At 73.5% G+C, this 21,065-nt stretch carries 24 protein-coding genes; 10 read left to right on the forward strand and 14 right to left on the reverse strand.

From position 1 onward, the window contains the following. Positions 1-172 precede the first annotated feature (172 nt). From AB0K00_RS33325 to AB0K00_RS33335, 3 genes are all read right to left on the reverse strand, one after another. Positions 173-622 carry a MerR family transcriptional regulator gene (locus AB0K00_RS33325; RefSeq protein WP_363528567.1) on the reverse strand — a complete coding sequence of 150 codons (450 nt, stop codon included), beginning with the start codon at positions 620-622 and terminating at the stop codon, positions 173-175. Positions 623-706: 84 nt separating this feature from the next. Beyond that, on the reverse strand, positions 707-1,117 hold the full coding sequence (locus tag AB0K00_RS33330) for a nitroreductase/quinone reductase family protein (RefSeq protein WP_363528570.1): 411 nt from the start codon (positions 1,115-1,117) through the stop codon (positions 707-709). A gap of 107 nt (positions 1,118-1,224) precedes the next feature. Then, complete coding sequence (locus AB0K00_RS33335) at positions 1,225-1,986, reverse strand: hypothetical protein (protein WP_363528573.1); 762 nt, start codon at positions 1,984-1,986, stop codon at positions 1,225-1,227. Positions 1,987-2,062: 76 nt separating this feature from the next. Here AB0K00_RS33335 and AB0K00_RS33340 point away from each other — a divergent pair, with 76 nt between their 5' ends. Then, a complete protein-coding gene (locus AB0K00_RS33340) occupies positions 2,063-3,175 on the forward strand; it encodes a cellulose binding domain-containing protein (protein ID WP_363528576.1) in 1,113 nt (370 codons plus the stop codon). A gap of 116 nt (positions 3,176-3,291) precedes the next feature. Beyond that, positions 3,292-4,716, forward strand: coding sequence for an alkaline phosphatase PhoX (locus AB0K00_RS33345; RefSeq protein WP_363528579.1), 1,425 nt, complete (start codon positions 3,292-3,294; stop codon positions 4,714-4,716). Here the strand turns inward: AB0K00_RS33345 and AB0K00_RS33350 are convergent. From AB0K00_RS33350 to AB0K00_RS33365, 4 genes are all read right to left on the reverse strand, one after another. Beyond that, complete coding sequence (locus AB0K00_RS33350) at positions 4,685-5,305, reverse strand: TetR/AcrR family transcriptional regulator (RefSeq protein ID WP_363528582.1); 621 nt, start codon at positions 5,303-5,305, stop codon at positions 4,685-4,687. The genes AB0K00_RS33345 and AB0K00_RS33350 overlap by 32 nt on opposite strands. A 26-nt stretch (positions 5,306-5,331) precedes the next feature. Next, positions 5,332-5,937, reverse strand: a complete 606-nt coding sequence (locus tag AB0K00_RS33355) for a VOC family protein (RefSeq protein ID WP_363528585.1) — start codon at positions 5,935-5,937, stop codon at positions 5,332-5,334. Between the two features lie 109 nt (positions 5,938-6,046). After that, positions 6,047-7,129 carry an aldo/keto reductase gene (locus tag AB0K00_RS33360; RefSeq protein ID WP_363528588.1) on the reverse strand — a complete coding sequence of 361 codons (1,083 nt, stop codon included), beginning with the start codon at positions 7,127-7,129 and terminating at the stop codon, positions 6,047-6,049. Positions 7,130-7,241: 112 nt separating this feature from the next. Further along, on the reverse strand, positions 7,242-7,904 hold the full coding sequence (locus tag AB0K00_RS33365; protein WP_363528591.1) for a TetR family transcriptional regulator: 663 nt from the start codon (positions 7,902-7,904) through the stop codon (positions 7,242-7,244). A gap of 136 nt (positions 7,905-8,040) precedes the next feature. On the opposite strand from AB0K00_RS33365, the gene AB0K00_RS33370 reads away from it, so the two are divergent. Both AB0K00_RS33370 and AB0K00_RS33375 read left to right on the forward strand, forming a co-directional pair. Beyond that, complete coding sequence (locus AB0K00_RS33370; RefSeq protein ID WP_363528593.1) at positions 8,041-8,391, forward strand: DoxX family protein; 351 nt, start codon at positions 8,041-8,043, stop codon at positions 8,389-8,391. A gap of 135 nt (positions 8,392-8,526) precedes the next feature. Next, entirely contained in the window at positions 8,527-9,114 is a 588-nt protein-coding gene (locus tag AB0K00_RS33375; RefSeq protein WP_363528596.1) for a hypothetical protein, read from the forward strand. Between the two features lie 93 nt (positions 9,115-9,207). On the opposite strand, the gene AB0K00_RS33380 is transcribed toward AB0K00_RS33375, so the two are convergent. After that, positions 9,208-9,795 carry a TetR family transcriptional regulator gene (locus AB0K00_RS33380; RefSeq protein ID WP_363528599.1) on the reverse strand — a complete coding sequence of 196 codons (588 nt, stop codon included), beginning with the start codon at positions 9,793-9,795 and terminating at the stop codon, positions 9,208-9,210. Between the two features lie 66 nt (positions 9,796-9,861). Between AB0K00_RS33380 and AB0K00_RS33385 the strand changes: the two genes are divergently transcribed. Then, positions 9,862-11,364, forward strand: a complete 1,503-nt coding sequence (locus AB0K00_RS33385; protein WP_363528602.1) for an MFS transporter — start codon at positions 9,862-9,864, stop codon at positions 11,362-11,364. On the opposite strand, the gene AB0K00_RS33390 is transcribed toward AB0K00_RS33385, so the two are convergent. From AB0K00_RS33390 to AB0K00_RS33400, 3 genes are read right to left on the reverse strand one after another with little or no spacing between them, the layout of a single operon-like run. Next, a complete protein-coding gene (locus AB0K00_RS33390; protein ID WP_363528605.1) occupies positions 11,315-11,968 on the reverse strand; it encodes a class I SAM-dependent methyltransferase in 654 nt (217 codons plus the stop codon). The genes AB0K00_RS33385 and AB0K00_RS33390 overlap by 50 nt on opposite strands. A gap of 4 nt (positions 11,969-11,972) precedes the next feature. Further along, positions 11,973-13,508: a DUF4419 domain-containing protein gene (locus AB0K00_RS33395; RefSeq protein WP_363528608.1), complete on the reverse strand. Its 1,536-nt coding sequence runs from the start codon at positions 13,506-13,508 to the stop codon at positions 11,973-11,975. A 42-nt stretch (positions 13,509-13,550) separates the two neighbouring features. Then, on the reverse strand, positions 13,551-13,808 hold the full coding sequence (locus AB0K00_RS33400; protein ID WP_363528611.1) for a hypothetical protein: 258 nt from the start codon (positions 13,806-13,808) through the stop codon (positions 13,551-13,553). 179 nt (positions 13,809-13,987) lie between these two features. Between AB0K00_RS33400 and AB0K00_RS33405 the strand changes: the two genes are divergently transcribed. The 3 genes from AB0K00_RS33405 to AB0K00_RS33415 all read left to right on the forward strand — a co-directional run bounded on the left by AB0K00_RS33405 (position 13,988) and on the right by AB0K00_RS33415 (position 15,260). Continuing rightward, positions 13,988-14,443, forward strand: a complete 456-nt coding sequence (locus AB0K00_RS33405; RefSeq protein ID WP_363528614.1) for a carboxymuconolactone decarboxylase family protein — start codon at positions 13,988-13,990, stop codon at positions 14,441-14,443. 182 nt (positions 14,444-14,625) lie between these two features. Then, positions 14,626-14,859: a hypothetical protein gene (locus AB0K00_RS33410; protein ID WP_363528617.1), complete on the forward strand. Its 234-nt coding sequence runs from the start codon at positions 14,626-14,628 to the stop codon at positions 14,857-14,859. A gap of 29 nt (positions 14,860-14,888) precedes the next feature. Continuing rightward, positions 14,889-15,260, forward strand: coding sequence for an STAS domain-containing protein (locus AB0K00_RS33415; RefSeq protein WP_363528620.1), 372 nt, complete (start codon positions 14,889-14,891; stop codon positions 15,258-15,260). Between the two features lie 67 nt (positions 15,261-15,327). Here the strand turns inward: AB0K00_RS33415 and AB0K00_RS33420 are convergent, their stop codons facing one another. Beyond that, positions 15,328-16,056 (reverse strand): response regulator transcription factor, encoded by a 729-nt coding sequence (locus AB0K00_RS33420; protein ID WP_363528623.1) that lies wholly within the window; start codon positions 16,054-16,056, stop codon positions 15,328-15,330. Between the two features lie 234 nt (positions 16,057-16,290). On the opposite strand from AB0K00_RS33420, the gene AB0K00_RS33425 reads away from it, so the two are divergent. Continuing rightward, a complete protein-coding gene (locus AB0K00_RS33425; protein ID WP_363528625.1) occupies positions 16,291-17,559 on the forward strand; it encodes a hypothetical protein in 1,269 nt (422 codons plus the stop codon). Continuing rightward, the gene (locus tag AB0K00_RS33430) at positions 17,546-18,829 is read left to right on the forward strand and encodes a hypothetical protein (protein WP_363528628.1); all 1,284 of its coding nucleotides are present in this window, start codon (positions 17,546-17,548) and stop codon (positions 18,827-18,829) included. The genes AB0K00_RS33425 and AB0K00_RS33430 overlap by 14 nt, the downstream gene beginning before the upstream one ends. Here AB0K00_RS33430 and AB0K00_RS33435 read toward each other — a convergent pair. Beyond that, positions 18,813-20,066 (reverse strand): ATP-grasp domain-containing protein, encoded by a 1,254-nt coding sequence (locus tag AB0K00_RS33435; protein WP_363528631.1) that lies wholly within the window; start codon positions 20,064-20,066, stop codon positions 18,813-18,815. The genes AB0K00_RS33430 and AB0K00_RS33435 overlap by 17 nt on opposite strands. Continuing rightward, positions 20,063-21,034, reverse strand: a complete 972-nt coding sequence (locus tag AB0K00_RS33440) for a glycosyltransferase family 2 protein (RefSeq protein WP_363528634.1) — start codon at positions 21,032-21,034, stop codon at positions 20,063-20,065. The genes AB0K00_RS33435 and AB0K00_RS33440 overlap by 4 nt, the downstream gene beginning before the upstream one ends. Positions 21,035-21,065 lie beyond the last annotated feature (31 nt).

Below are 21,065 nucleotides of genomic sequence, written 5' to 3' on the forward strand. Positions count from 1 at the left end.
CGCCCGCCTCGCCGGCCTGCCCCCGCGCGGCGCCGCGTGGCTCGGCACCCGGTTCGCCGCCGGTGTCGTCGGCTCCCACGGCGACACCGACGGCCTGCCGTCGGTGTCGGTGGCCGCCGCCCTGCTCGCGGAGGCCGCCGGTGGCCGCCCGGGTCCGTGATGCCGGGCCGGCTCAGGCGGGATCGCCGTCCGGGTGGGTGACGGTGCCGATCGTGAGGAACGGGATCGGGCAGTCGGCGCAGGTGCAGTTGGTCAGGCTGTCGCAACGGGCGTCGACGACCTCGGTCAGCGTGCCGCGGATCGCGGTGAGGTCGGCGATCTTCGCGTCGATCTCGGTGATCTTGTCGATCGCACGCTGCCGCAGGCCGGCCGTCGGGTGCCGGCGCCTGCCCGTGTCGAGCAGTTCGCCGACCTCGTCGAGGGTGAAGCCGAGCCGCTGCGCCGCCTTGATGACGTTGAGCAGGGCGACGGTGTCGGGTGGGTACAGGCGGTGCCCGCCGTTGGAGCGGATCGGCTCGCTGAGCAGGCCACGGCGCTCGTAGTAGCGCAGCGTCTGGATGTTCACGCCCGCCCGTTCGGCGACCTCGCCAGTGCGCAGCCCTGCCCTGTCCGGCGAACGCATGTCGACAAACTCCTCGCGACGGGCAGCGCCACGCCGGCGCCGTCTCCCATGACGGTAAACCCGTACCTGGGTACCGGATGCAAGTCAGTCGCCGGCTGGGCGCTCGGTCAACCGGATGACTGGCAGCTCACGATCGGTCTTCTCCTGATACTGGCCGAACCGGGGCGCCGCGCCGACGATCTGCTGCCAGGCCTGCTCGCGTGGTGTCCCGCGCAGCTGCTCGGCGGTCACGGCGACGGTGCGGCCGTCGACCTCGATGCGGACACGGTCGGGGTGGGCGGCGAGGTTGTAGTACCAGGCGGGGTTGTCGGCGGCCCCGTTGGCGGACGCGACGATGAACCGGGTGCCGTCAGGGCCTGGGAACCAGCCGACCGGGGTGGCGCGCTCGACGCCACTGCGGCGTCCGACGGTGAGCAGCACAAGCGTGTTGAAGCCCATCATCGTGCCGCCGCGCCGGCGGATGCGCCGGGCCATCAGCGTGTTCGCCCAACGCATGATCCGTCCTTTGGGCTGGCGGCCGCCGCGGGTACCCCGCGGGGTGTCGAAGCTCATCGGTATTTCTCCTGTCGATTTCGTCGGACGGGGTCGGTGCGGCCCGCGCCTCAGGCGGGAGGTGCGCCGTTGCAGTCGGTGAACGCCGCGTCCGCCGCGACAGCGTGGTCGCCCTCGCCCGCGTCGGTCAACACCAGCTCCAGGGCCGGGTCCTCGCCGCGGACCGGGACGGTCACCAGCATGACCCAGGCGCCACGGTGCGCGGCCTGGTCGATGCGGACCGGCGGTCTCTCGGCCACGCCGCCCCGCAGCAGATAGACGGCAGGGCCGAGCGACGCGGCCGGGCCGGGGACGTGCACGCGGACGGAGCAGGTGGTGTTTCCCCCGCCGGGCCGGAACCGCCACACGAACGAGTCCGTGCCGGTGGCCGCGCCGCTCACCCGGGACAGCAGCACGTCGCCGGAGCAGCCGTGTCCGGTGTACCCGCCGCCGGCCCGCTGCCAGCCGTCGCCGTCCGGGCCGGCCAGTGCCTCGCGCCCGCCGCCACGGTCGGCGGGGCAACCGGGGCCGACGATCGTGCGCGGCAACCCGTAGGGCGTGTTGTAGACGACGACCGCCCAGACCGGAGCGGCGAGCACCAGCAGCACGACGAGCCCACCGACCCAGTACTCCCAGCGCGGCGGCGTCCGCACCACCTCGTCCTCGACCACAGCGACCTCCGTCGGCGAGCACACCCGCCCGGGCATCGCCGCCATTCTATGCAGCAGGCGGGTCACTCGTACTGGTGGCGGGCGTTCGTGGTCGTCGTCGGTGCAGCGGTGGAAGAACACCCGCCGCTGCGGGTGCGGGGTGGGGTAGCATCGACGCCGCACGATGCCATGGGAGCCGGCCGGTGCAGTCCGCCAGTGCGTGGGTGGATCCGCGCACGCCTGTCTCCCAGGAGTGCTCATGTCGTTGAGATCGACGCTGTACGTCATGCTCGCCGCGGCCCTTGTCGCGGTCACCTTCGTCGTCGCCCGGCCCGCCATGTCGGCGGCGGCACCCGTGCGGATCATGCCGCTCGGCGACTCCATCACCGCCGGGCCGGGTTGCTGGCGGGCCAAGCTGTGGCAGCGGTTGCAGACCAGTGGATACACGAACGTCGACTTCGTCGGTGGGGTCTCCGACGGCGGGGGCTGCAACCCCGGCTACGCGTACGACTTCGACCATGAGGGGCACGGCGGTTACTCCGCGACCGGGATCGCCGACAACAACCAGTTGCCGTCGTGGCTGAGCGCGGCCCGGCCCGACGTGGTGCTCATGCATCTTGGCACGAACGACATGTGGGGCGGGTACATCCCGCTGGCGACGAAGCTGGCCGCGTTCACGAAGCTGGTCGGGCAGATGCGGGCGAACAACCCGGCGGTGAAGGTCGTGGTGGCGCAGATCATCCCGATGAGCGCCGGGGCGTGCGCGACGTGCCCGGCGGACGTGGTGGCGCTCAACGCCGCGATTCCCGGGTGGGCGGCCGGCCTGACAACGGCGCAGTCGCCGGTGGTCGTCGCGGACCTGTGGACCGGCTTCGACGCTGTCGCGGACACCGGCGATGGGGTACACCCGAACGACGCCGGCTTCACGAAGATGGCGAACGCCTGGTTCCCGGTCCTCACCCGGGTCCTGGACGGCGGGGTCCAGCCCACGGCGAGCACGTCCCCGTCCCGCTCGGCGAGCCCGTCAACGAGCCCGTCCCGGAGTGCGTCGGCAAGCCCGTCGAACAGTGGCCGCTGCGCCGCCACGTACCGGGTGATCTCGCAGTGGGGCGGGAACTTCCAGGGTGAGGTCGCGGTGCAGAACACGTCCGCCACCGCCTCCACCGGCTGGACGGCGACCTTCACGTTCACCGGCGGCCAGCAGGTCAGCCAGGCGTGGAACACCACCGTCAGCCAGAGCGGGGCGACCGTGACGGCCCGCAACGTCACCTACAACGGCGTCCTGGCGCCCGGCGGGTCGACGTCGTTCGGGTTCCTCGCCAGCTGGAACAGCACCACCAACCCGGTCCCGGCGGTCACCTGCACGCTGTGAGCAGCAGCCGAAACGCCGTCTGCGGGTCGCGGGATGTTCACCGACGCAACGCCATGTTGTACCTCGTGACCAGCGAGCCTGTCGATCAGGATCGGCACCGGCGGAGCGAGGATTCGATGGCATTGAACAGGCGTGATGTCTTGGCGGTCACCGGCATCGGTCTCGTCGGCGGTGGGCTCGGCGGCGCGTTCCTGGGCGCCGGGCCGGCCGCCGCCGCGCCGGCCGCCGCGTCCGGTGGATACGGCCGGCCTCCGGTCGACGGCTACGGCCCCCTCGCGCCGGCCGGGCGGGAGCTGGCGCTGCCGGCCGGGTTCACGTACCGGACGTTCGGCGCCGCCGGCACCCGCATGAACGACGGCCTGGTGACGCCCGGCTGCCACGACGGCCAGGCGCTGTTCGCGGCCGGCCGCGGGCGGGTGCGGGTGATCCGCAACCACGAGCTGGACCTGGACATCCCCGGCGTCAAGCAGCGCGCGCTCGGCCCGCGCGACGCCTACGACCGCGCGGCGCCGGCCGGGTGCACCTCGTCGCTGTACGACATCGGCGCCGGCCGGCTGGTCGAGAGCTTCCTGGTGCTCAACGGCACGCTGTCCAACTGCAGCGGCGCGCCGACGCCGTGGGGTTCGTGGCTGTCGTGCGAGGAGACCACCGACGGCGTCGGCGCCGGCTACGAGAAGCCGCACGGTTACGTGTTCGAGGTGCCGGCCGGCGCGCGCGGGCCGGTGGCACCGGTGCCGCTGAAGGCGATGGGCCGCTTCGAGCACGAGACCGCGCCGATCGACCCGCGCACCGGCATCGTCTACATGACCGAGGACAACGGCGACCCGGGCGACGGCTTCTACCGGTTCGTGCCCCGCCGCACGGGCCAGCTCGCCGCCGGTGGGCGGCTGCAGATGCTCGCCGTCACCGGCGACAAGAACTACGACACGGCCACCGGGCAGCGGGTCGGCGAGGTCCTCGACACGCACTGGGTCGACATCGACGAGCCGGACCCGTCCGACGCCGAGGACAACCCCGGCGCGGTGTACTCGCAGGGCCGGGCCCGCGGCGGCTGCCGGTTCCTCGGCCTCGAGGGCTCCGCGTGGGCGGACGGCGGCGTGACGTTCGTGGCGAGCGAGGCCGGCGACGGCGAGAACGGCCAGGTGTGGCGATACGTGCCGACCAGCCACGACGGCGGGACGCTGCAGCTGCTGTTCGAGTCGCCGAACCCGCGGACCCTCAACCAGCCGGACACCGTGGCCGTCGCCCCCGACGGCACGATCCTGCTCGCCGAGGACGGCGACGGTGAGGACGAGGCGGGCGGCGACAACTGGCTGCGGGTGCTGACCCCGTCCGGCGGCATCGCCAACCTGGCCCGCGTGATCGCCCCGCTGGACCTGCACTACTGGAACCCGGAGGACTTCCCGAAGCCGGGCCCGACCGGCGCCAGCGAGCTGGCCGGCGCCGCGTTCACCGCCGACGGCCGGCACCTGTTCATCAACGTGCAGTACCCGGGCGTGACCTGCGTGATCACCGGCCCGTGGCAGGCGGGTCACCGGTAGGACCACGCAGCGCGTCAATGGCGAGGTCCAGGGCGGCCTCCAGGTGGTCGGTGCGGCCGGTGGCCAGCAGGAGCAGCACGCCGCCCTGGATGCCGGCCAGCAGCGCCGCGGCGGTGCGGTCGGCGTCCACGGCGGCCGCGACGTCACCGCTCGCCTGCATCGAGCGGATGCCGGTGGCGATCGCGGCCTGCCAGCGGTGCATGAGCCCGGTGACGACGGCCTGGGCCGCCGGGGTGCGGCGGCCCACGTGGCCCAGCAGGATGTGGAGCGGGCACTGGGTGCCCTGCTCGCGGTAGCGCACGATGAGCCGGTCCCGCCACTGCTCCCACGCCGGCCAGCTGGTGAGCTCGCCGAGCATCGGCTGCTGGTCGTCGAGGACCCGGTCGGCCTCGTACTGCGCGACCGCGAGCAGCAGCTCCTCCTTGCCACCCGGGAAGTAGTGGAAGAGCTGGCTCTTGCTGGTGCGGGTGCGGGCCATCACGTCCTCGAGGCGCACCTCGTCGACGCCGTGCTCGCGGATCTCGGCGGCGGCGCCGGCCACGATCCGGGACAGGGTCTGCGCACCCTTGCTGGTCAGCGTGCGGGTCATCGGTCCTCCCAACGGTGCGGCCCCGCTCAGGTGCCCAGGCCGGCCGTGCGGGCCATGTGTCCGGCGTACCAGGCGGGCCAGTTCGCGTCCTCGTGGCCGAGTTCCTTCTCGTATTCGCCGTGCGCGGCGGCCGCGTCGCGCAGTGCCTGCTCCACCTCCGCGACCGAGCCGTAGACGACCTGGTCGATCCGGCCGGGGAGGCGCCTGGTGACCTCCTGCAGGACGAAGCCGTTGCCGTCCGGGTCCTGGAAGGACAGGAACGAACCGTAGGACTGCCGGTCCGGGTGCGGGCCGGCGAGCCGGCCGGTGGTGCCGGTGTGGTGGAACACCCCGCCGGCGTCGTGGAAGACCTCGCTCACCTCGACGCCGTGGCCCAGGAGTTCCTCGCGGGCGGCGACGATGTCGTCGACGACGAAGTGCACGCCCTGCGCCGATCCGGGTGCGGCGTCGGTGACCCGGGAGCCGATGAGGATCGACGCGGCCGAGCCGGGCGGGGTGAAGTGCACCACCCGGAAGCCCTCGGGTCCGGTGTAGTCGACGTCCTCGCGGAACCCGATCCTCGTGTAGAACTCCTTGGCCCGGTCCACGTCCGAGACCGGCAGGACCACGACTTCGAGCTTGAAGTCCACCATCGTCTGCTCCTTCTGGGGTACCAGCGGGATGCCGTGCGGCACCTGTCCATACTGTCGTCCTCCCGGCCCGCGACCGCCCCAGGGGCACCCCCTGGCCGGGACCCGGGGGTCAGCCGTTGAACACCGGCGGCGCGTAGCCGACCGGCTTGTCGCCGATGCCGAGCCCGGGGGTGACCAGCCACGACTGGTACTGCGGCGTGAACATGGCGTAGGGCGGGGCGAGTGGCGGCGCGCCGGCCTCGTCGAGGCGGCGGCGGTGCTCGGGCGGGAGCTCGAAGTCCAGGGCGGCGAGGTTGCCGTCGAGCTGCTCGACGCTGCTGGCGCCGATGACGGCGGAGCCGACGCCGGGCTGGGTGACCACCCAGTTGACCGCCACCTGGGCCATGCTGCGGCCCAGTTCGAGCGCGACCGCCTCCAGGGCGTCGATCACCTTCCAGTCGCGGTCGGAGACCGCACGGCCGGCGCCGGGGGTGGTGAGCCGCCCGGGGCCGGTGAGGCCGTCGGCGCCGCGCCGGTACTTGCCGGTCAGCAGGCCGCCGCCGACCGGGCTCCACGCGGTCAGGCCCATGCCGAGCGTCTGGGCCATCGGCACGTACTCCGGTTCGATGCCGCGCGCGATCAGCGAGTACGGCAGCTGCAGCGTGACCATCGGGGTGAGGGCGTGCGCCTCGGCGTAGCTCTGCGCGCGGGCGGCGTACCAGGCGGGGACGTCGGACAGGCCGGCGTAGCGGATCTTCCCGGCCCGCACGAGGTCGTCGAAGGTCCGCACAACCTCCTCGACCGGCGTGATGCGGTCCCAGGTGTGCAGCAGGAACAGGTCGAGGTGGTCGGTGCCGAGGCGGCGCAGCGACGCGTCGAGGGCGCGGAGCATGTGCTTGCGGCCGTTGCCGCCGGCGTTGGGGTCCGTGGGGTCGACGCTGTTGGTGAACTTGCTGGTCAGCACCAGCCGGTCGCGGACACCGGCACGGGCGATGAGCCGGCCGAGGATGCGTTCGCTCTCCCCCGCCGTGTAGAAGTCCGCGGTGTCGATGAAGTTGCCGCCGGATTCGAGGTACCGGCGGAAAATGGGCTCGACCTGCTCCTCGGTGCGGCCGTAGGCGGCGTGGAAGCCGTCGACGCCGAAGTTCATGGTGCCGAGCGCGAGCCGGCTGACCCGCAGCCCGGATCGGCCGAGCAGGTAGTAGTGGTGCATGGGGTCCTCCGGGTTTGTCGGGTCGTCGGTCCGACTGTGCCTCCGGAAAAATGGACCCGCCAGTCCAGAACGCAGGGATCAGGGTGTGCCGATCGTGCCGGGCGCCCGGCGCCTACTGGAGGCCGGCGATGCCGGCGAGGACGAGGTCGATGCCGGCGAGGAACTGCTCGCGGTCGTCGTGGTCGCGCAGCTGGCCGGCGACACTGCGGGTGAACGGGAACTCGTCCGCGTCGAGGTTCGCCGACGCGGCTTCCAGGACCGCGGCCCGGTCCGTGCCTGGCTCCTGCGAGCGGGCGAGCGCGGCGTTCTGCCCGGCGACGCCGAGGATGTAGTTGAGCAGCGCGGACGCCGAGCTGAACTGGGCGGCGGCGGGGACGTCGAGCGCCCGCAGCTGCTGCCCGATGCGTTCGAAGAGCCGCAGCACCGAGGGCTGTGACGGGGTCCGGGTCAGCTGCGTGCCGGCCCAGGGGTGGGCGTCGATCGCGTCGAAGACACCGAGGGCGAGCGACCGGATCGCGTCCTGCGGGGTGTCCCCGGCCACGTCGGTGGCCATCGCGCCGGCGAGGACGGCGTCGGTGCCGGCGGTGAGCAGCTCGTCCTTGTTCGCCACGTGCCAGTAGATCGCGCCGGGCCCGGTCCTCAGGTGCGCGGCGAGCGCGCGGAACGTCAGCCCGCCCTCGCCCGTGACGTCGAGCAGCTCGACGGCGGCGGCGACGATGCGCGTCCGGGAGAGCGCGTCCTCACGCCGCTCCGGTCGGCGCGTCCTGGTTGCCATGCGCCCATCCTGACATAGCTGGAACACCGTTCCAAAACGCGTCTGGAGCGCGCCTGTGCCTCAGGTCACAGGGTGGCGCCGTCACGTCCCACCGGGCCGGCACGTCCTGCACGCACGCAACCGCCAGGGAGGGCACATGTTCGTCGCCTACGTCACGCTCACCGTCGTCGCCGCGGTCTTCAACGGCAGCGCCGCCGTCACGTACCTCATCGGCCACGACTATCCGAAGACCCAGGCGGACATGAAGCGGGTGCCGCGGTCGTGGGTGCCGGTGCTGGGCTCGCTGCTGGCGGCGGGGACGTTGGGGCTGCTGGCCGGGTTCGCCGTGCCGCTGCTGGGCGTGCTCGCGGCGGCCGGTCTCGTGCTGTACTTCACCGGCGCGTTCGTCGCGCACCTGCGCGTGGGGTCCCGCCAGCTCATCGGCCCGGCGGTCTTCTTCGCCACCGCCGTCGCCGCGCTCGTCGTCAACGTGGGCCACACCTGGTGACCCGCGACATGGTGACTCGCGACATGGTGACCCGGGCCGGGTGATGTTCGAAATCGGTGCCGTGCCGACGGATCCGAAAGGCGTCGGCTCGCGTCGAACCCTCCGACTGCTTCCGCCACGAAGATGGGGTACGACGTGCGAAACAGACTCGCGGGCCTGATGGCCGTCCTCGTGCTGGCGGCCGCCGCGGCCTGCGCGCGCGACGCCGCCGCCCAGGACCCGGCACCCGCGGCCCCGGCGTCCGGCCCGCCCGCCAGCGCCGGGGCCACCCGGGACGCCGAGGTCTACGTGCAGGTGCTGCGCAGGTACCTGGGCACCCCGGCGGAGAACTCGTTCCCCGAGCGCACGTTCCGGCAGATCTTCGTGCTCGACCGCGTCGTGCCCGACAGCGGTCGGCCGGAGGCACCGCCGGCCAACGCAGGCGAACCCCTGCCCGGCGGCATCCAGCAGCACATCGTCGGCGCCCTGAGCGACGTCGGGCCGGTGTCCTTCGTCGCCGACCGGAAGTCGGTGATCGTGCCGCGGGACGGCTGCGATGTGGTGAAGGACGACGGGATCCTGATCACCCTCGACGCGGTCGACGGCGAAGGCGACCGGGTCGAGGTCGGGATCAACGGGTTCGTCGCCTGCCTCGGCGCCACCTGGCTGACCTACGTCGTCGAGCGCACGGCCGGCGGGGGCTGGCAGGTCACCGGCACGACCGGCCCAATGGCGATCGCCTGAGGCGCGGCGCGGGTCAGGCACGGCGCGGGCCAGGCACGGCGCGGGCCAGGCACGGCGCGGGCCAGGCACGGCGCGGGTCAGGCACGGCGCGGGTCAGGCACGGCCGGCGACCGTGGCGTCCCAGCCGGGGCCGATCAGGTCGAAGATCTCCTCGACCGCGGTCGCCGGGTCCGCCGCCTCGCGGGCCAGCGGGTAGACGGCGAGCACGAAGCGGGCGAACGCCCGGCAGGCGGTGGACGGCTCCGCCAGGCCGAGATCGGCGGCGATCGCGGCCGTCAGGGCGTCCTCGTGCCGCAGCCACATCCTCGACGCGTAGTCGCGCAGCGCCGGGGAGCTGTCCACGAGCCGCCAGAAGGTTGCCGTGCCGGTCCTGGCGAAGTCGCGGGCGGTGGCGGCCTGGAGGTGCTGCCGCAACGCCTGCGGGATCGACGTGCCCGGCTCGCGGCCGGTCACGGCCTGGATGAGCCGCTCCTCCCGCTGCTGGTCCTCGTCGAAGACGAGCGCCTCCTTCGACGGGAAGTGCGCGAACACCGTCGTGATGGCCACGTCCGCCGCCGCCGCGATCTCCCGGATCCCCACCGCGTCGTAGCCGCGCTCGTGGAACATGCGCAGCGCCGTGTCGGCGATGGCCCTGCGGGTGGCGGCCTTCTTGCGTTCGCGGCGTCCTGGCTGCTCGGTCACGCGAACCACCGTATCGCAAACCACTAACCGTTGCAAAGTCCTAACCGTTAGCTTTATGGTCGGGGCATGGACGACACCTCGGTCCGCGTGACCGCCACCCGCCAGGACCACCGCTCGCCCCGGTCGCTGCGGGACGCCTGGGTGGCCCTGGCAGGGCTGTCCGCGGTGTTCCTGTTCGAGATGCTGGACAACTCGATCCTCAACGTCGCGCTGCCCACGATCGGGCGCGACCTGCACGCCTCCACGGTCGAGCTGCAATGGGTGACCGGCGCGTATGCGGTCGTCTTCGGCGGGCTGATGCTGGTGTTCGGCGCGATGGCCGACCGGTTCGGCCGCCGGCGCGTCATGCTCGCCGGGCTGGCGCTGCTCGGGATCGCGAGCCTGGCGACCGCGTTCGTCACCACCGCGGAGCAGCTGATCGCCGTGCGGGCGGTGATGGGGGTCGCGGCCGCGATGACGACACCGGGGTCGCTGTCGCTCGCGTTCCGGCTGTTCGAGGACGACGGCCTGCGCGTTCGCGCGACGACCCTCATCTCGACCGTGGGCCTGGTCGGGCTGGCGATCGGCCCGACGGCCGGCGGTTTCGTGCTCGCGATCGCACCGTGGCAGGTGCTGCTGCTGGTCAACGTGCCGATCGCGGTCCTCGCCATCATCGGCGTGCGGATCGGCATCGCCGCGGACGAGGCGGCGGACCTGCATCGCGACCCGGTCGACGTCCTCGGCGCGGTGCTGGGCACGGCGACGATCGTGCTCGCGCTGGTCGCGCCGACGCTGTTCGTGCACGACGGCAGCGGCTCGTGGGCGCCGTGGACGGCCACCGCCGCCACCGTCCTCGCCGCGGTCCTCTTCGTCCTCCGCGAGCGTTCGGCGCGGTTCCCGCTGCTGGACCTGAAGCTCGTCGCCCGCCCCCTGGTCGCCAGCGGCCTGGCCTACAAGGCCGCCGCCGGGCTGGCCACCGCCGGCCTCGGCTACCTGGTGACGCTGCAGCTGCAGCTGGACTGGGGATGGACGCCCGCGCTCGCCGCCGTCGGGATGCTGCCGCAGGTCGTCGTCCTCGTCGCGGGCGGCGCGTTCATCAATCCGTTCGTGCGACGGGTCGGCCTCGACCGGGCCGCCTGGCTCAGCGCCGCGGCGGTCGTGGTCGGCCTCGCCGTCTACGCCCTGCTGGGCCGGTTCGGCTACGTGTGGGTCGCGACCGCGCTGGTGTTCGTGGCCGCCGGGATGCGCGTCGTCGGCGTCGTCGCCGGGGTCAACGTGCTGCGCGGCCTGCCGAAGAACCGGACCACGATCGGCGCGGCGCTCACCGACACGGCCACCGAGGTCACCGCCGGCGCCGGCATCGCCGTCACCGGCACCATCCTCGCGGCGCTGTTCACCGGCGACGTCGCCACGTCGCACTGGAGCCGGCAGCAGACCAGCCAGTTCCAGGAGGCGGTCACGATCGCCAGCCTCACGCTCACCGTCGCGGCGGCCGCGCTCGTCGGCTGGGCGATGCTCCGCGCGCGAGGCGCCGCCGACGTCACGGCGCCAGGTACGCCCGGCCCAGCAGGTGCGCGGTCTTCGGCGTGAGGGCGGCCGGCGCGAACCCGAACCGGTCGACGTCGGCGACGGTGAAGCCGTTGCGGGCGATGGTCGCGACGGTGTCGCGGTTGGGATGGCAGCCGCCGGCTAGGCGGGACCACAGCGGCGTGGCGGCGTCCTCGAGGAGACCGACGAGCCGGCGGGTGGAGCGCACGTGCTCGTAGAAACGCAGCTGCCCGCCGGGCCGCAGCACCCGCCGGATCTCGGCGAGGGCGGCGTCGGGGTCCGGGACGCTGCACAGCACCAGGGAGCACACGGCCGCGTCGAACGTGCCGGACTCCGCGGGCAGGTACTCGGCGGTGCCGGCCACGACGGTGACGGGCACCGGAGCGCCCGCCGCGGCCGTGGTCGCGATGTCGCGCAGGAACGGGTCGGGCTCGACCGCGCGCACGGCGGTGACCTGCGGCGGGTAGTGCGCGAAACAGGCACCGGTGCCGGCGCCGACCTCGATGACGGTGCCGGTGAGCCCGGCGAGGAGCCGCCTGCGGTGCGCCGCGGCGCCGCGGGCGTCCATGCGCGGGACGGCGGCGGCGAACGCCCGCGCGAAGCGGGCCTGCCCTGCGCCGCGCTCGGGCCGCGGTGCCGCCGCCACGGGTTCAGCCCTGCCGGTCGCGGTCGGTGCTGCGGTCCGCCGCCGCCGCGGCGAGGAGCCGGTCGAGGCGGCCGGTCTCCAGGTGCGCGACGTCGCCGCCGGCGTCCAGGGCGGCGTCCAGCAGCATGGCGAGGGAGGTGCCGAGCACCGGGACGTCGGCGGGGTCGTCGAGCAGGTGGGCCCGGGGCGCGTACCCCTCCCCCACCTCGATGTGCGCTAGCCGGCACAGCACCCAGTGGGTGCTCATCGTCGCGGAGTTGACGGCCGAGGCGATGGTCCGGCCGTCGGACAGCTCGAAGAGCGTGTCGATGACAACGTCCCAGTTGCCGGTGTCGACGAAGCGCCGCTCGCCGACCGGCGGCAGCCGCCAGCGGCCGCCGAACAGCGACGCGGTGCCGAGCCGGGCCGACAGCCTGAGCACCTCGGCCGGCCCCTGCTCGCACGGGTCACCGGGCGGGGTGGTCTCGTGTTCGCGCTCCATCCGGTCGATCACGTCGTCGAGCTCGACGGCCGCCGGTGCCACATACCAGCCGGCGACCGGCCGCAGCGCGCCGTCGGGGTCCTGGGCGACGCCGACGAGGCCGCCGTGCAGCGCCACCGCCCGGTTGTCGCCGCCGACCCGATCGTTGATGTTGACGATCACCCGCGACAGCGTGGCGGGCACCGACGTGCTGGTGAGCCCGGGACCGTGGTAGAAACCGCGGGCCCCGACGGTCACGTTGCGCGGTTCACCGATCGGCAGCTGCAGCATCGGGTTCGGCTCGTCGAGCGCGGTGCCGCGGAGGTAGGGGTAGCAGCGGGTGATCCACCCGGTGATGAACTTGCCGCCGTAGGCGTCGACCGGGTTGTAGATCCGCCGCCAGAAATCCAGGTCCGGTGCGCCGGCCGCGGCCCGGACGAACTCGTCGGCGATCGGCGCGAGCGACCGGCACCACTGCCGCAGGCCGAAGCCTTCGAGCGCGTCGACGCGGGCGCGGATGCGTTGCCAGTCCTCGACGGTGCCGGTCACCGTGACCGACGGGATGCCGCAGACGGCAATCAGCCAGTACGCGAAGTAGGGCGAGTATGCGTCGAGCCGCACGATGCGTCCGGCCGCCCGATCGACGTCAGTGCTCGTGGAGAAGTCGCAATCGAACAGTTCGGCGTCCCCGACCTCGGCGGCGAGCAGCTTGGCGAGCGACTCGGTGGCGTCGGCCCAGCCGGCGGCGTCGCTCGGCACCTCGAAGAGGGTCACGCTGAGCCGCTTGCGACCGGCGTGCTGGACCAGCTGCGGGCGCAGTTCCCCGGCGTGCAGCCGGATGTGCTGGGCGACGCCGTGCGCGATCGTCAGCCACACCGCGTCGGGTGACAGCACCAGCGGCCGGTGGTCGGCGAACGCCCTGGCCACCGCGCTCAGCAGCGGGTGCACGCCGTCCGGCGCGAGCACCGGCAGCAGCGGGTCGCCGCCGACCGCGAGCGCGTCGGGGAACAGCTCGCCCAGCGGCCGCTCCGGCAGTCGCGAACCGGCCGGCGTGACATCATCGACCGCGAATGTGACCATGCCCGAACGATAGCCGCCGGCCGCACCCGGCGGGACCCGGCGTCAGCTCGGGCGCGGGCGGCGCCGGGGCCGCGGCCCGCCGGATCCGTCGGGGGGCCGGCGCCAGGTGCGCTCGGCGGCGGCGTGCCACCAGCCGGGCGGCGACGGGCCGACGGCGCGGGACGTCGGCTGGTCCGGGTGCAGGCCGAGCCGCCACAGCGCGCCGGCGTCGACCTGCACGCCGAAATAGCCCCACGGCCGGCCGGTCTCATCCCGTCCGCAGCACAGGTCGATGCGCACCTGGTCGTCGGCCAGCGGCATCCAGTCGATGCCGCGGTCACGCAGTCAGGCCCGCAGCGCCGCCGCCGGCCGCGGACAACCCGGGACGTTCTCGTAACCGAAGACCGGCACCCAATCCATGCCCTCGATGCTGTCACATTCCCGTGGCGGCCGGGGTCATGTGGTTGACGAACGAGCACACACCACGGAGGAACGCAGTCATGCAGGCACGTATCAAGCACCCGGTCGCGGTCTTCCCGGCCGCGTTGAAGGCCCTGACCGCCCTGGGGAACTCCACCGGCGACACCTTGCCCGAGGCCACCCGTAACCTCATCTACCTGCGGGCCAGCCAGATCAACGGCTGCGCCGTCTGCCTGGAGATGCACGCGGCCGACATGCGCAAGGCCGGCGAGAGCGACGAGCGGATCTTCACCGTCGCCGGCTGGCGGGACGCGCCGTACTTCAACGACGCCGAGCGGGCCGCGCTCGCGCTGACCGAGGCCACCACCCGGATCGCCGACCGCGGCGACGCCGTGCCCGACGACGTCTGGGACGAGGCCGCCGAGCACTACGACGAGCAGCAGCTCGCCGCCCTCGTCATCGTGATCGCCTCGATCAACACCTGGAACCGGCTCAACGCGGCCACCCGGGCCGTCGCCGGAACGCACGGCGGCTGACCGCCCTGGGCCGTACCGGTGCCTGTCACCGGTACGGCCCGCAGGAGGATCACGGCGCCCGGTGCGGCGACTCGATCCGGTCGCGCACGCACCGCGAGGGTCGTCGCTGCGGTATATTCACTGACGACGTTGCAACGGACCATGCCCCGGACCCCGGCATCCGACACGCCGGAGGTCGGGCCATGCGCTCACCGTCGTCCAACGATCCCGTCGCGGCAGTATCTGACCGCGTTCAGCTCACCTTCAGCGGTGAGTTCACCGCCGCAACCGCCGAGGAGGTCCGCGGTTGCCTGCTCGACCTCGAGCCGCCGGGCCGCCTGCCCGCGTGTGTCGTCACGGGCCTGTCGGCGTGGCGCCGGCCCCGCCCGCAGACCCGCCCCGCGGGCAAGACCTCCCACCACAGTTCGCGTCACTAGCCTCAGTCTCCGAAGGGGCGGCACCGCGTATGGCCGAGCATCCACAGCCCACGTCGACACCGACGGTCATCCTCGCCCGCAACGGCGAGACCTCCCTGCACGTCATCGTCGTCGGCGAACTCGACGCGCGCAGCGTCAACCGTCTCCGTGAACACATCGACCGGTCCCTCGCCGAGCGCCGCCCCGCCGCCATCGAGCTCGACCTCGACGGCGTGCCGTTCCTCGACGCGTCCGCCGCGATCCAGCTCCGCCGCCTGCATCACCAGGTCGCCGGCGCCGGCAGCCGCCTGTCCATCACCACGGCACAACCCTTCACGCGGTGGCTGCTCAACGCGTTCACGCTGACGTCGTCCGCGCCACCCCACGGCGGCCGGCGCTTCCAGCCGGAGCCCGGCAGCTGAGCCGCCGGCCGCAGCCGGACGTCGCAGCGCCGGCACCGGAGATCCCACCGCCCGGGCAGGGCGCCGCTCAGGCCCGTTGCAGCAGGGCCTCTGCCTCGGCGACGACCGGCTGGGGCTCGGAGCGGGCCGGCAGCACCAGCGTGTAGCCGACCTGTCGGACGGTGCCGATCATCGACTCGTACTCGCTGCCGAGCTTCGCGCGGAGGCGACGCACGTGCACGTCGACGGTGCGGTGACCGCCGAAGTAGTCGTAGCCCCACACCTCACGGAGCAGCTGGTCGCGGGTGAAGACCCGGCCGGGGTGCTGGGCGAGATACCGCAGCAGCTCGAACTCCTTGTACGTGAGGTTGAGCGGGCGGCCCTTGAGCTTGGCGGCGTAGGTGTCCGGGTCGATGCGCAGCGCACCGGCGCTGATCATGCTGTTGGACGCGCTGGCCGCCGCTAATGCCGCCTGGGTCGCCAGCCGCAGCCGGGCGTCGACCTCGGCCGGTCCGGCGCCGGACAGGACGACGTCGTCGATGCCCCAGTCGGCGGCGACGGCGACGAGGCCGGACTCCTCGACGACGGCGAGCATCGGCATCCGCAGGCCGGTCGTGCGCAGCAGCCGGCAGAAGCCGCGGGCCTCGGCGAGCCGGTGCCGGGCGTCGACGAGGACCACGTCGGGGTCGGTGCCCGTGGTGCAGGCGCGCACGTCGTATCCGACCACCCGCCGCGAGTGCGCCAGCAGGTCCAGGGCCGGCAGGACGCGGCTCGCCGCCCCGTCCATCTGCTGGGCCGTGACTACCAGGATCTCCACGTGGTCCACCTTTCACCAGCCGCAAAGCCCGGCCGTGGGGCCTGGCCGCGAACTCTGTCGCGGACCCGGTCAGCGCGTAGCGTCCACCACGAATGTTTCGGTTCTGGTGGCCCGCACCCGGACGTGGCGAAGCCCACACGGCCGGACCGCGCCGCGGACGGTCGGCCGCACATAGACGGCCACGCATGCGAGGTGCAGACTGGACCGGATGGAGCTGACCGCGACGGTGGCGCAGTGACCGGGCCTGCCCGCATCGGGCTGCGCACCCTGGCGTCGCTGATGGCCGGCCGCGGCGCGTACCGGCTGGCGCAGCTGGTGGCGACCGTCGCGCTGCTGCCGCTGTGGGGCAGCGCGCGCTACGCGACCTACGCCGGTGCCGTCGCCGTCTGCTCGTGGGTCATCGCGCTGCTGGTGGCCGGCCCGGAGAAGACGGTGCTGAAGCTGCTGCCGCGGGCGCCGCGCACCGGGCCGCTGATCCTGCGGGCGGCCGCCGCGCTGCTGTGGGTGCTGCCGGCGCCGCCGCTGGTGGCGTTCGCGGTCGCCGCCGCGGTGGCGCCGGACGGCCCGGTGGCGGTCTACCTCGGCGTCGCCGCCATGTGCACCATGACCGGGGTGTTGCTGCTGCTGGTGGGGCTGCACCGGGCGATGGGTGCGCCGTGGCACGACGCCCGCACCTTCTTCGTGCTGACCGTCGTGCAGGCCGGGCTGCTCGGCCTGGTGGTGCTCGGGCTCGGCCCGCTCGGATACGTCGGCTGCCTCGTGGCCACCCAGGTCGTGCTGTGCCTGCTGCTGCTGGTGCGGCTCGGGCGGCCGTCGCTGGCGATCCGCCGGCGCCCGGGGTTCGTCCGCCGGATCTGGTGCACGGTGGCGTTGATGGGCAGCCCCGAGGTGTGCATGTACCTGTGCACCAGCGTCCTGGTCGCGCTGCTGGCCGTGTCGAGCTTCCGGGGGCAGGTGGGCCCGCTCGTGGCCGTCGACGTCGTGTGGTCCGCGGGCATCAACTTCCTGCTGTACGCGCTGCGCGTGTACACGCCGTGGGCGTCGATGCGGCTGCTCGGCGCGGGCGGCGCCGCCGGGCGGCAGGCGGCCCGGCGCATCACCCGGTGGGTGGCCGCCGCCGACGTGGTGTACCTCGCCGCCGTCGGCGCGCTGCTCGCCGCCACGGACCTGCTCGACGTGAGCCGCGGCGGCCACGCCGTGCTGGTGTGGGCGGCGCTGCTCGCCGCGCGCACACCCATGCTCGTCGCGGTCATCTTCGCCGGATACCTGGTGGAGAACTCCGACGCGGCGTCCACCCGGATCACCGGGCTGGCCGCCGCCGCCGGCCTGGCCGCGGCCGCCGCGGCCGGTCTCGTCGCGGTGCCGCTCGCCGGCGGCATCGGCCTGCTGCTCGCGCTCGCGGTCGCCGAGGTCGTGCAGGCCGCCACGCTCCGCGCCCGGCTCGGGCGGCGCACCCGGCCCGCGCGGCCACCCGTCAAGGAGGACGTCCATGTTGCTGCGTGAGATGGCGTACGTGCCGGTGACGCTGCTGCGGCAGTACGGCAGCCGGGCGGCCCTGCGCCGGTTCCAGCTGCGCCGGCTGAACCGTTTCCTCGCCCACGCGAACGCGAACGTGCCCTACTACCGGGGCACCCTGCCGCAGCTGGCGTCGACCGCCGACCTGGCCCGGGTGCCGCTGGTGACCAAGGCGATCATGCGCGCCACCCCGAACCGGGAGTTCGTCGCCGACGGGGTCGACACCGACGCATGCGTGGCGTGGTCCAGCAGCGGCACCACCGGGCAGCGGATCTCCGGCTGGCACGACATGCACGCCCACGACCACCACATGGCCGCCTGCGTCCGCCGGTTCTTCGCGACCCGCCGATATCTGCCGACGGACCGGCTCGCGCACCTCAAACCGTTTCCGATGCCGCCGCGGCTGGTCGAGAAGGCGGGCCTGTTCCGGCGGCACGTCATCCTGACGACCACGCCACCGGCCGAGTGGATCACCGGGCTGCTCGCGTACCGGCCGAAGGTGCTGATCGGCTACCCCGTGCACCTGCGGGAACTGGTCCGCACGATGACGGACGCGCAGCGGGCCGCGCTGCGCGAGCACCTGCGGCTGGTGCTGACCGAGTCGGAGCTGCTCGTGCCGGCGTGCCGGGCGCTGCTCGAGGAGGGCTTCGGGGTGCCGGTCCGCGACGAGTACTCCGCCTACGAGACGCTGAACATCTACTTCGAGTGCCACCTCGGCGGCCGGCATCTCGCCGAGGACCGGGTCTACGTGGAGATCCTCGGCGAGGACGGCACCGTGCTGCCGGACGGCGCCGAGGGGCAGGTGGTGGTGACGGCGTTCGACGAGCGCGCAATGCCGCTGGTCCGTTACGCGCTCGGGGACATCGGCACCATCGACGCCGAGCCGTGCCGGTGCGGGCGGCGCTTCCGGACGATGACCCTGACCAGCGGCCGGATGAACGACGCGGTGGTCCTGCCGGACGGCCGGAAGCTGTTCGGCGACCTGTTCCTGGGCGTGGCGATGCACGAGCCGGGGGTGGCGGAGATGTACGTGCGGCAGGACGCCGCCGGCACGATCCGGGTGTTCGTCGTGCCGGACGGTTCGCTGCCGGCCGACGCCGTGGTGGCCGGCACGCAGCGGACGCTGCAGGAGCGGGCCGGCGCGGCGATCCCGCTGCAGCTGCACCTCAGCGACCGCATCCCGCTGACCGCCGGCGGCAAGGGCCAGCTGGTGGTCAGCGAGTACGCGCCGGCCCTCGCGGTCAACCGGGCAGACTGAGCCCGGCCGGTGCGGCTGCGACACCGGCTGCGGCGCCGACGTCGGCTGGCGTGAACTCGAGCGCCAGCAGGTCCCGCGCCGTGTCGAGCCGGGCCTGCGCGGTCCGCGGGTCGGGGCCGGTGACCACGAGGTAACCGACCTTGTTGGCGGCCTGGTCGAACGGGCGGACGGTGGCGCCGGGCTCGGCGTACACCTCGCAGCACACGACGCCCGGCAGCGCGCGGACCTCCGCGATGCCGCTGACCGATGCCAGCGTCGCGTCGCCGTCCAGAGGTGAGGCCAGGACGTGGATGATGCCGGCGCCGTCGCGGGTCGGGGTGAGGTCGAACGGTTCGCCCAGCGCCAGTGACACGAGCGCGGCGACGGTGTCGACCCCGTACATGTGCCGCATCAGCATCGGGAAAGCGTTGCCGCACAGGCGGGCGTTGGCTTCCAGGACGGCGAAGGAGCCGTCGTCGCGGAGGATGACGTCGAAGTTCGCGGGGCCGTCGACGAGGCCGATCGCCCGGCACAGCCGCCCGGCGGCGACGACGAGCCGCCCGCGGGTGGCGGCGCCCAAGGGGGCCGGTCCGGTGTGGCCGCCGATGACGAACCGGGGGCCCGGCATGATGCGCTTCTCGGTGATGCCGGCGAACCCGACCCGGCCGGACTGCATGAACACGTCGACGGTGAGGTTGCGCCCGGCCACGAACTCCTCGACGAGCAGCGGGCCGCCAGCGGTGGTGAAGCCAGCCGCGTAGTCCAGCGCCGCCGGCAGGCCGGCCGGGCGCTCGACGAGGCTGATGCCCTTGCTGCCGGACGTGTCCGGCGGTTTGACCACGACCGGGAAGCCGATGGCGTGCGCGGCGCGGGTCAGCGCCGCCCGGTCGGTGCCCTGATGCCAGCGGTAGCCGGGGACGCCGGCGGCGCGGGCGATCTCGTGGAACGCGGACTTGTCCGTCGACGCGCGGGCGGCGCCGGCCGGGAAGCGGAACGGCGCCTCGAAGCGGTTGCTGAGCTCGTGCCAGCTCCACAGGCCGGCGTCGCTGGCCGCGGCGACGACGGCGGTGGGGCGGCGCCCGGCGAGCGCGGCGACGATGCCCTCGTGGTCCTTGATGCTGACCGGCAGCCACTCGTCGGCGTAGGCGAGCCCGGGGCGGTCGGCCCGCACGTCGACCCCGATCGTGCGGATGCCGCGGCGGCGCGCCTCCAGGTACACGGGGAGCTGGTCCTCGCTCGCCCCCAGGATCAGCATCATCGGGCCGCCTCCCGGACGACGGGTCCGGCCGCGTACAGGGAGTCCTGCGGGGCGATGGGGATGTTCGCCTCGCGGACGTAGAACAGCGCCGGGCGCACGGAGCCGCGCACGAGGCGGTGCACGTAGGCGGCGAGCACCCCGACCGCGCCGAGGAGCACGACTTCACCGGCGACGACCCCCACCGAGCCGGCGGCGATCACCACCGGGACGGCGCACGCGACGGCGAGGTACAGCCACATGAGCGGGCGCAGCGAGAAGCCGAAGAACAGCTCGGCGCTGTGGGTGAACAGCCGCCACACCGCCCACCGTGACCCGCCGTCCTGGCGCCGCCGGTGCGCGACGTCCACAGTGGCCCAGCGGGCGCCGAGCAGCGGCATCGTGGCGACGAAGTACGGGGTGGCCAGTCGCAGGTCCACGGCGCGCCGCGCGACGCTGGCCCGCACCACGCGGAACACCGACGAGCCGTAGACGAGGTCGACGCCGAACAGCCGCTGCGCGAGGCGCTGCTGGACGGCCGAGCCGAGGCGGCGGAACAGCGGGTCGTTGCGTTCGCGGCGGATGCCGTACACCACGTCGTAGCCCTCCAGGGCCTTGGCGATGAGTTTGGGTGCCTCGGCCGGCGGGGACTGCAGGTCCGCGTCGAGCTGCACCACCCACTCCCCGCTCGCGTAACGGAACCCGGCGCCGTGGGCGGCCTCGAGGCCGAAGTTGCGGGAGAACGACACGTACCGCACTCTGGGATCCTTGGCGGACAACGCCTTCACCTTGTCCAGGGTGCCGTCGGTGGAGCCGTCGTCGACGAACAGGATCTCCAGGTCCGGGTAGCCGGACAGTTCGGCGTCGATGGTGGCGTGGACCTCGTCGACCTGCCCGGCCTCGTTGAAGCATGGGATGAACGCCGTCAGCGACGCCGGGCGTCCCTCGTCGCCCGTGCGTGGCCTCGGGATCGCCGCCCGGACCGCGGTCATGAGGCCCGCCTGCCGTCCGGATCGTTGGTGC

The organism is Dactylosporangium sp. NPDC049525, assembly GCF_040676755.1.
Classification (GTDB): domain Bacteria; phylum Actinomycetota; class Actinomycetes; order Mycobacteriales; family Micromonosporaceae; genus Dactylosporangium.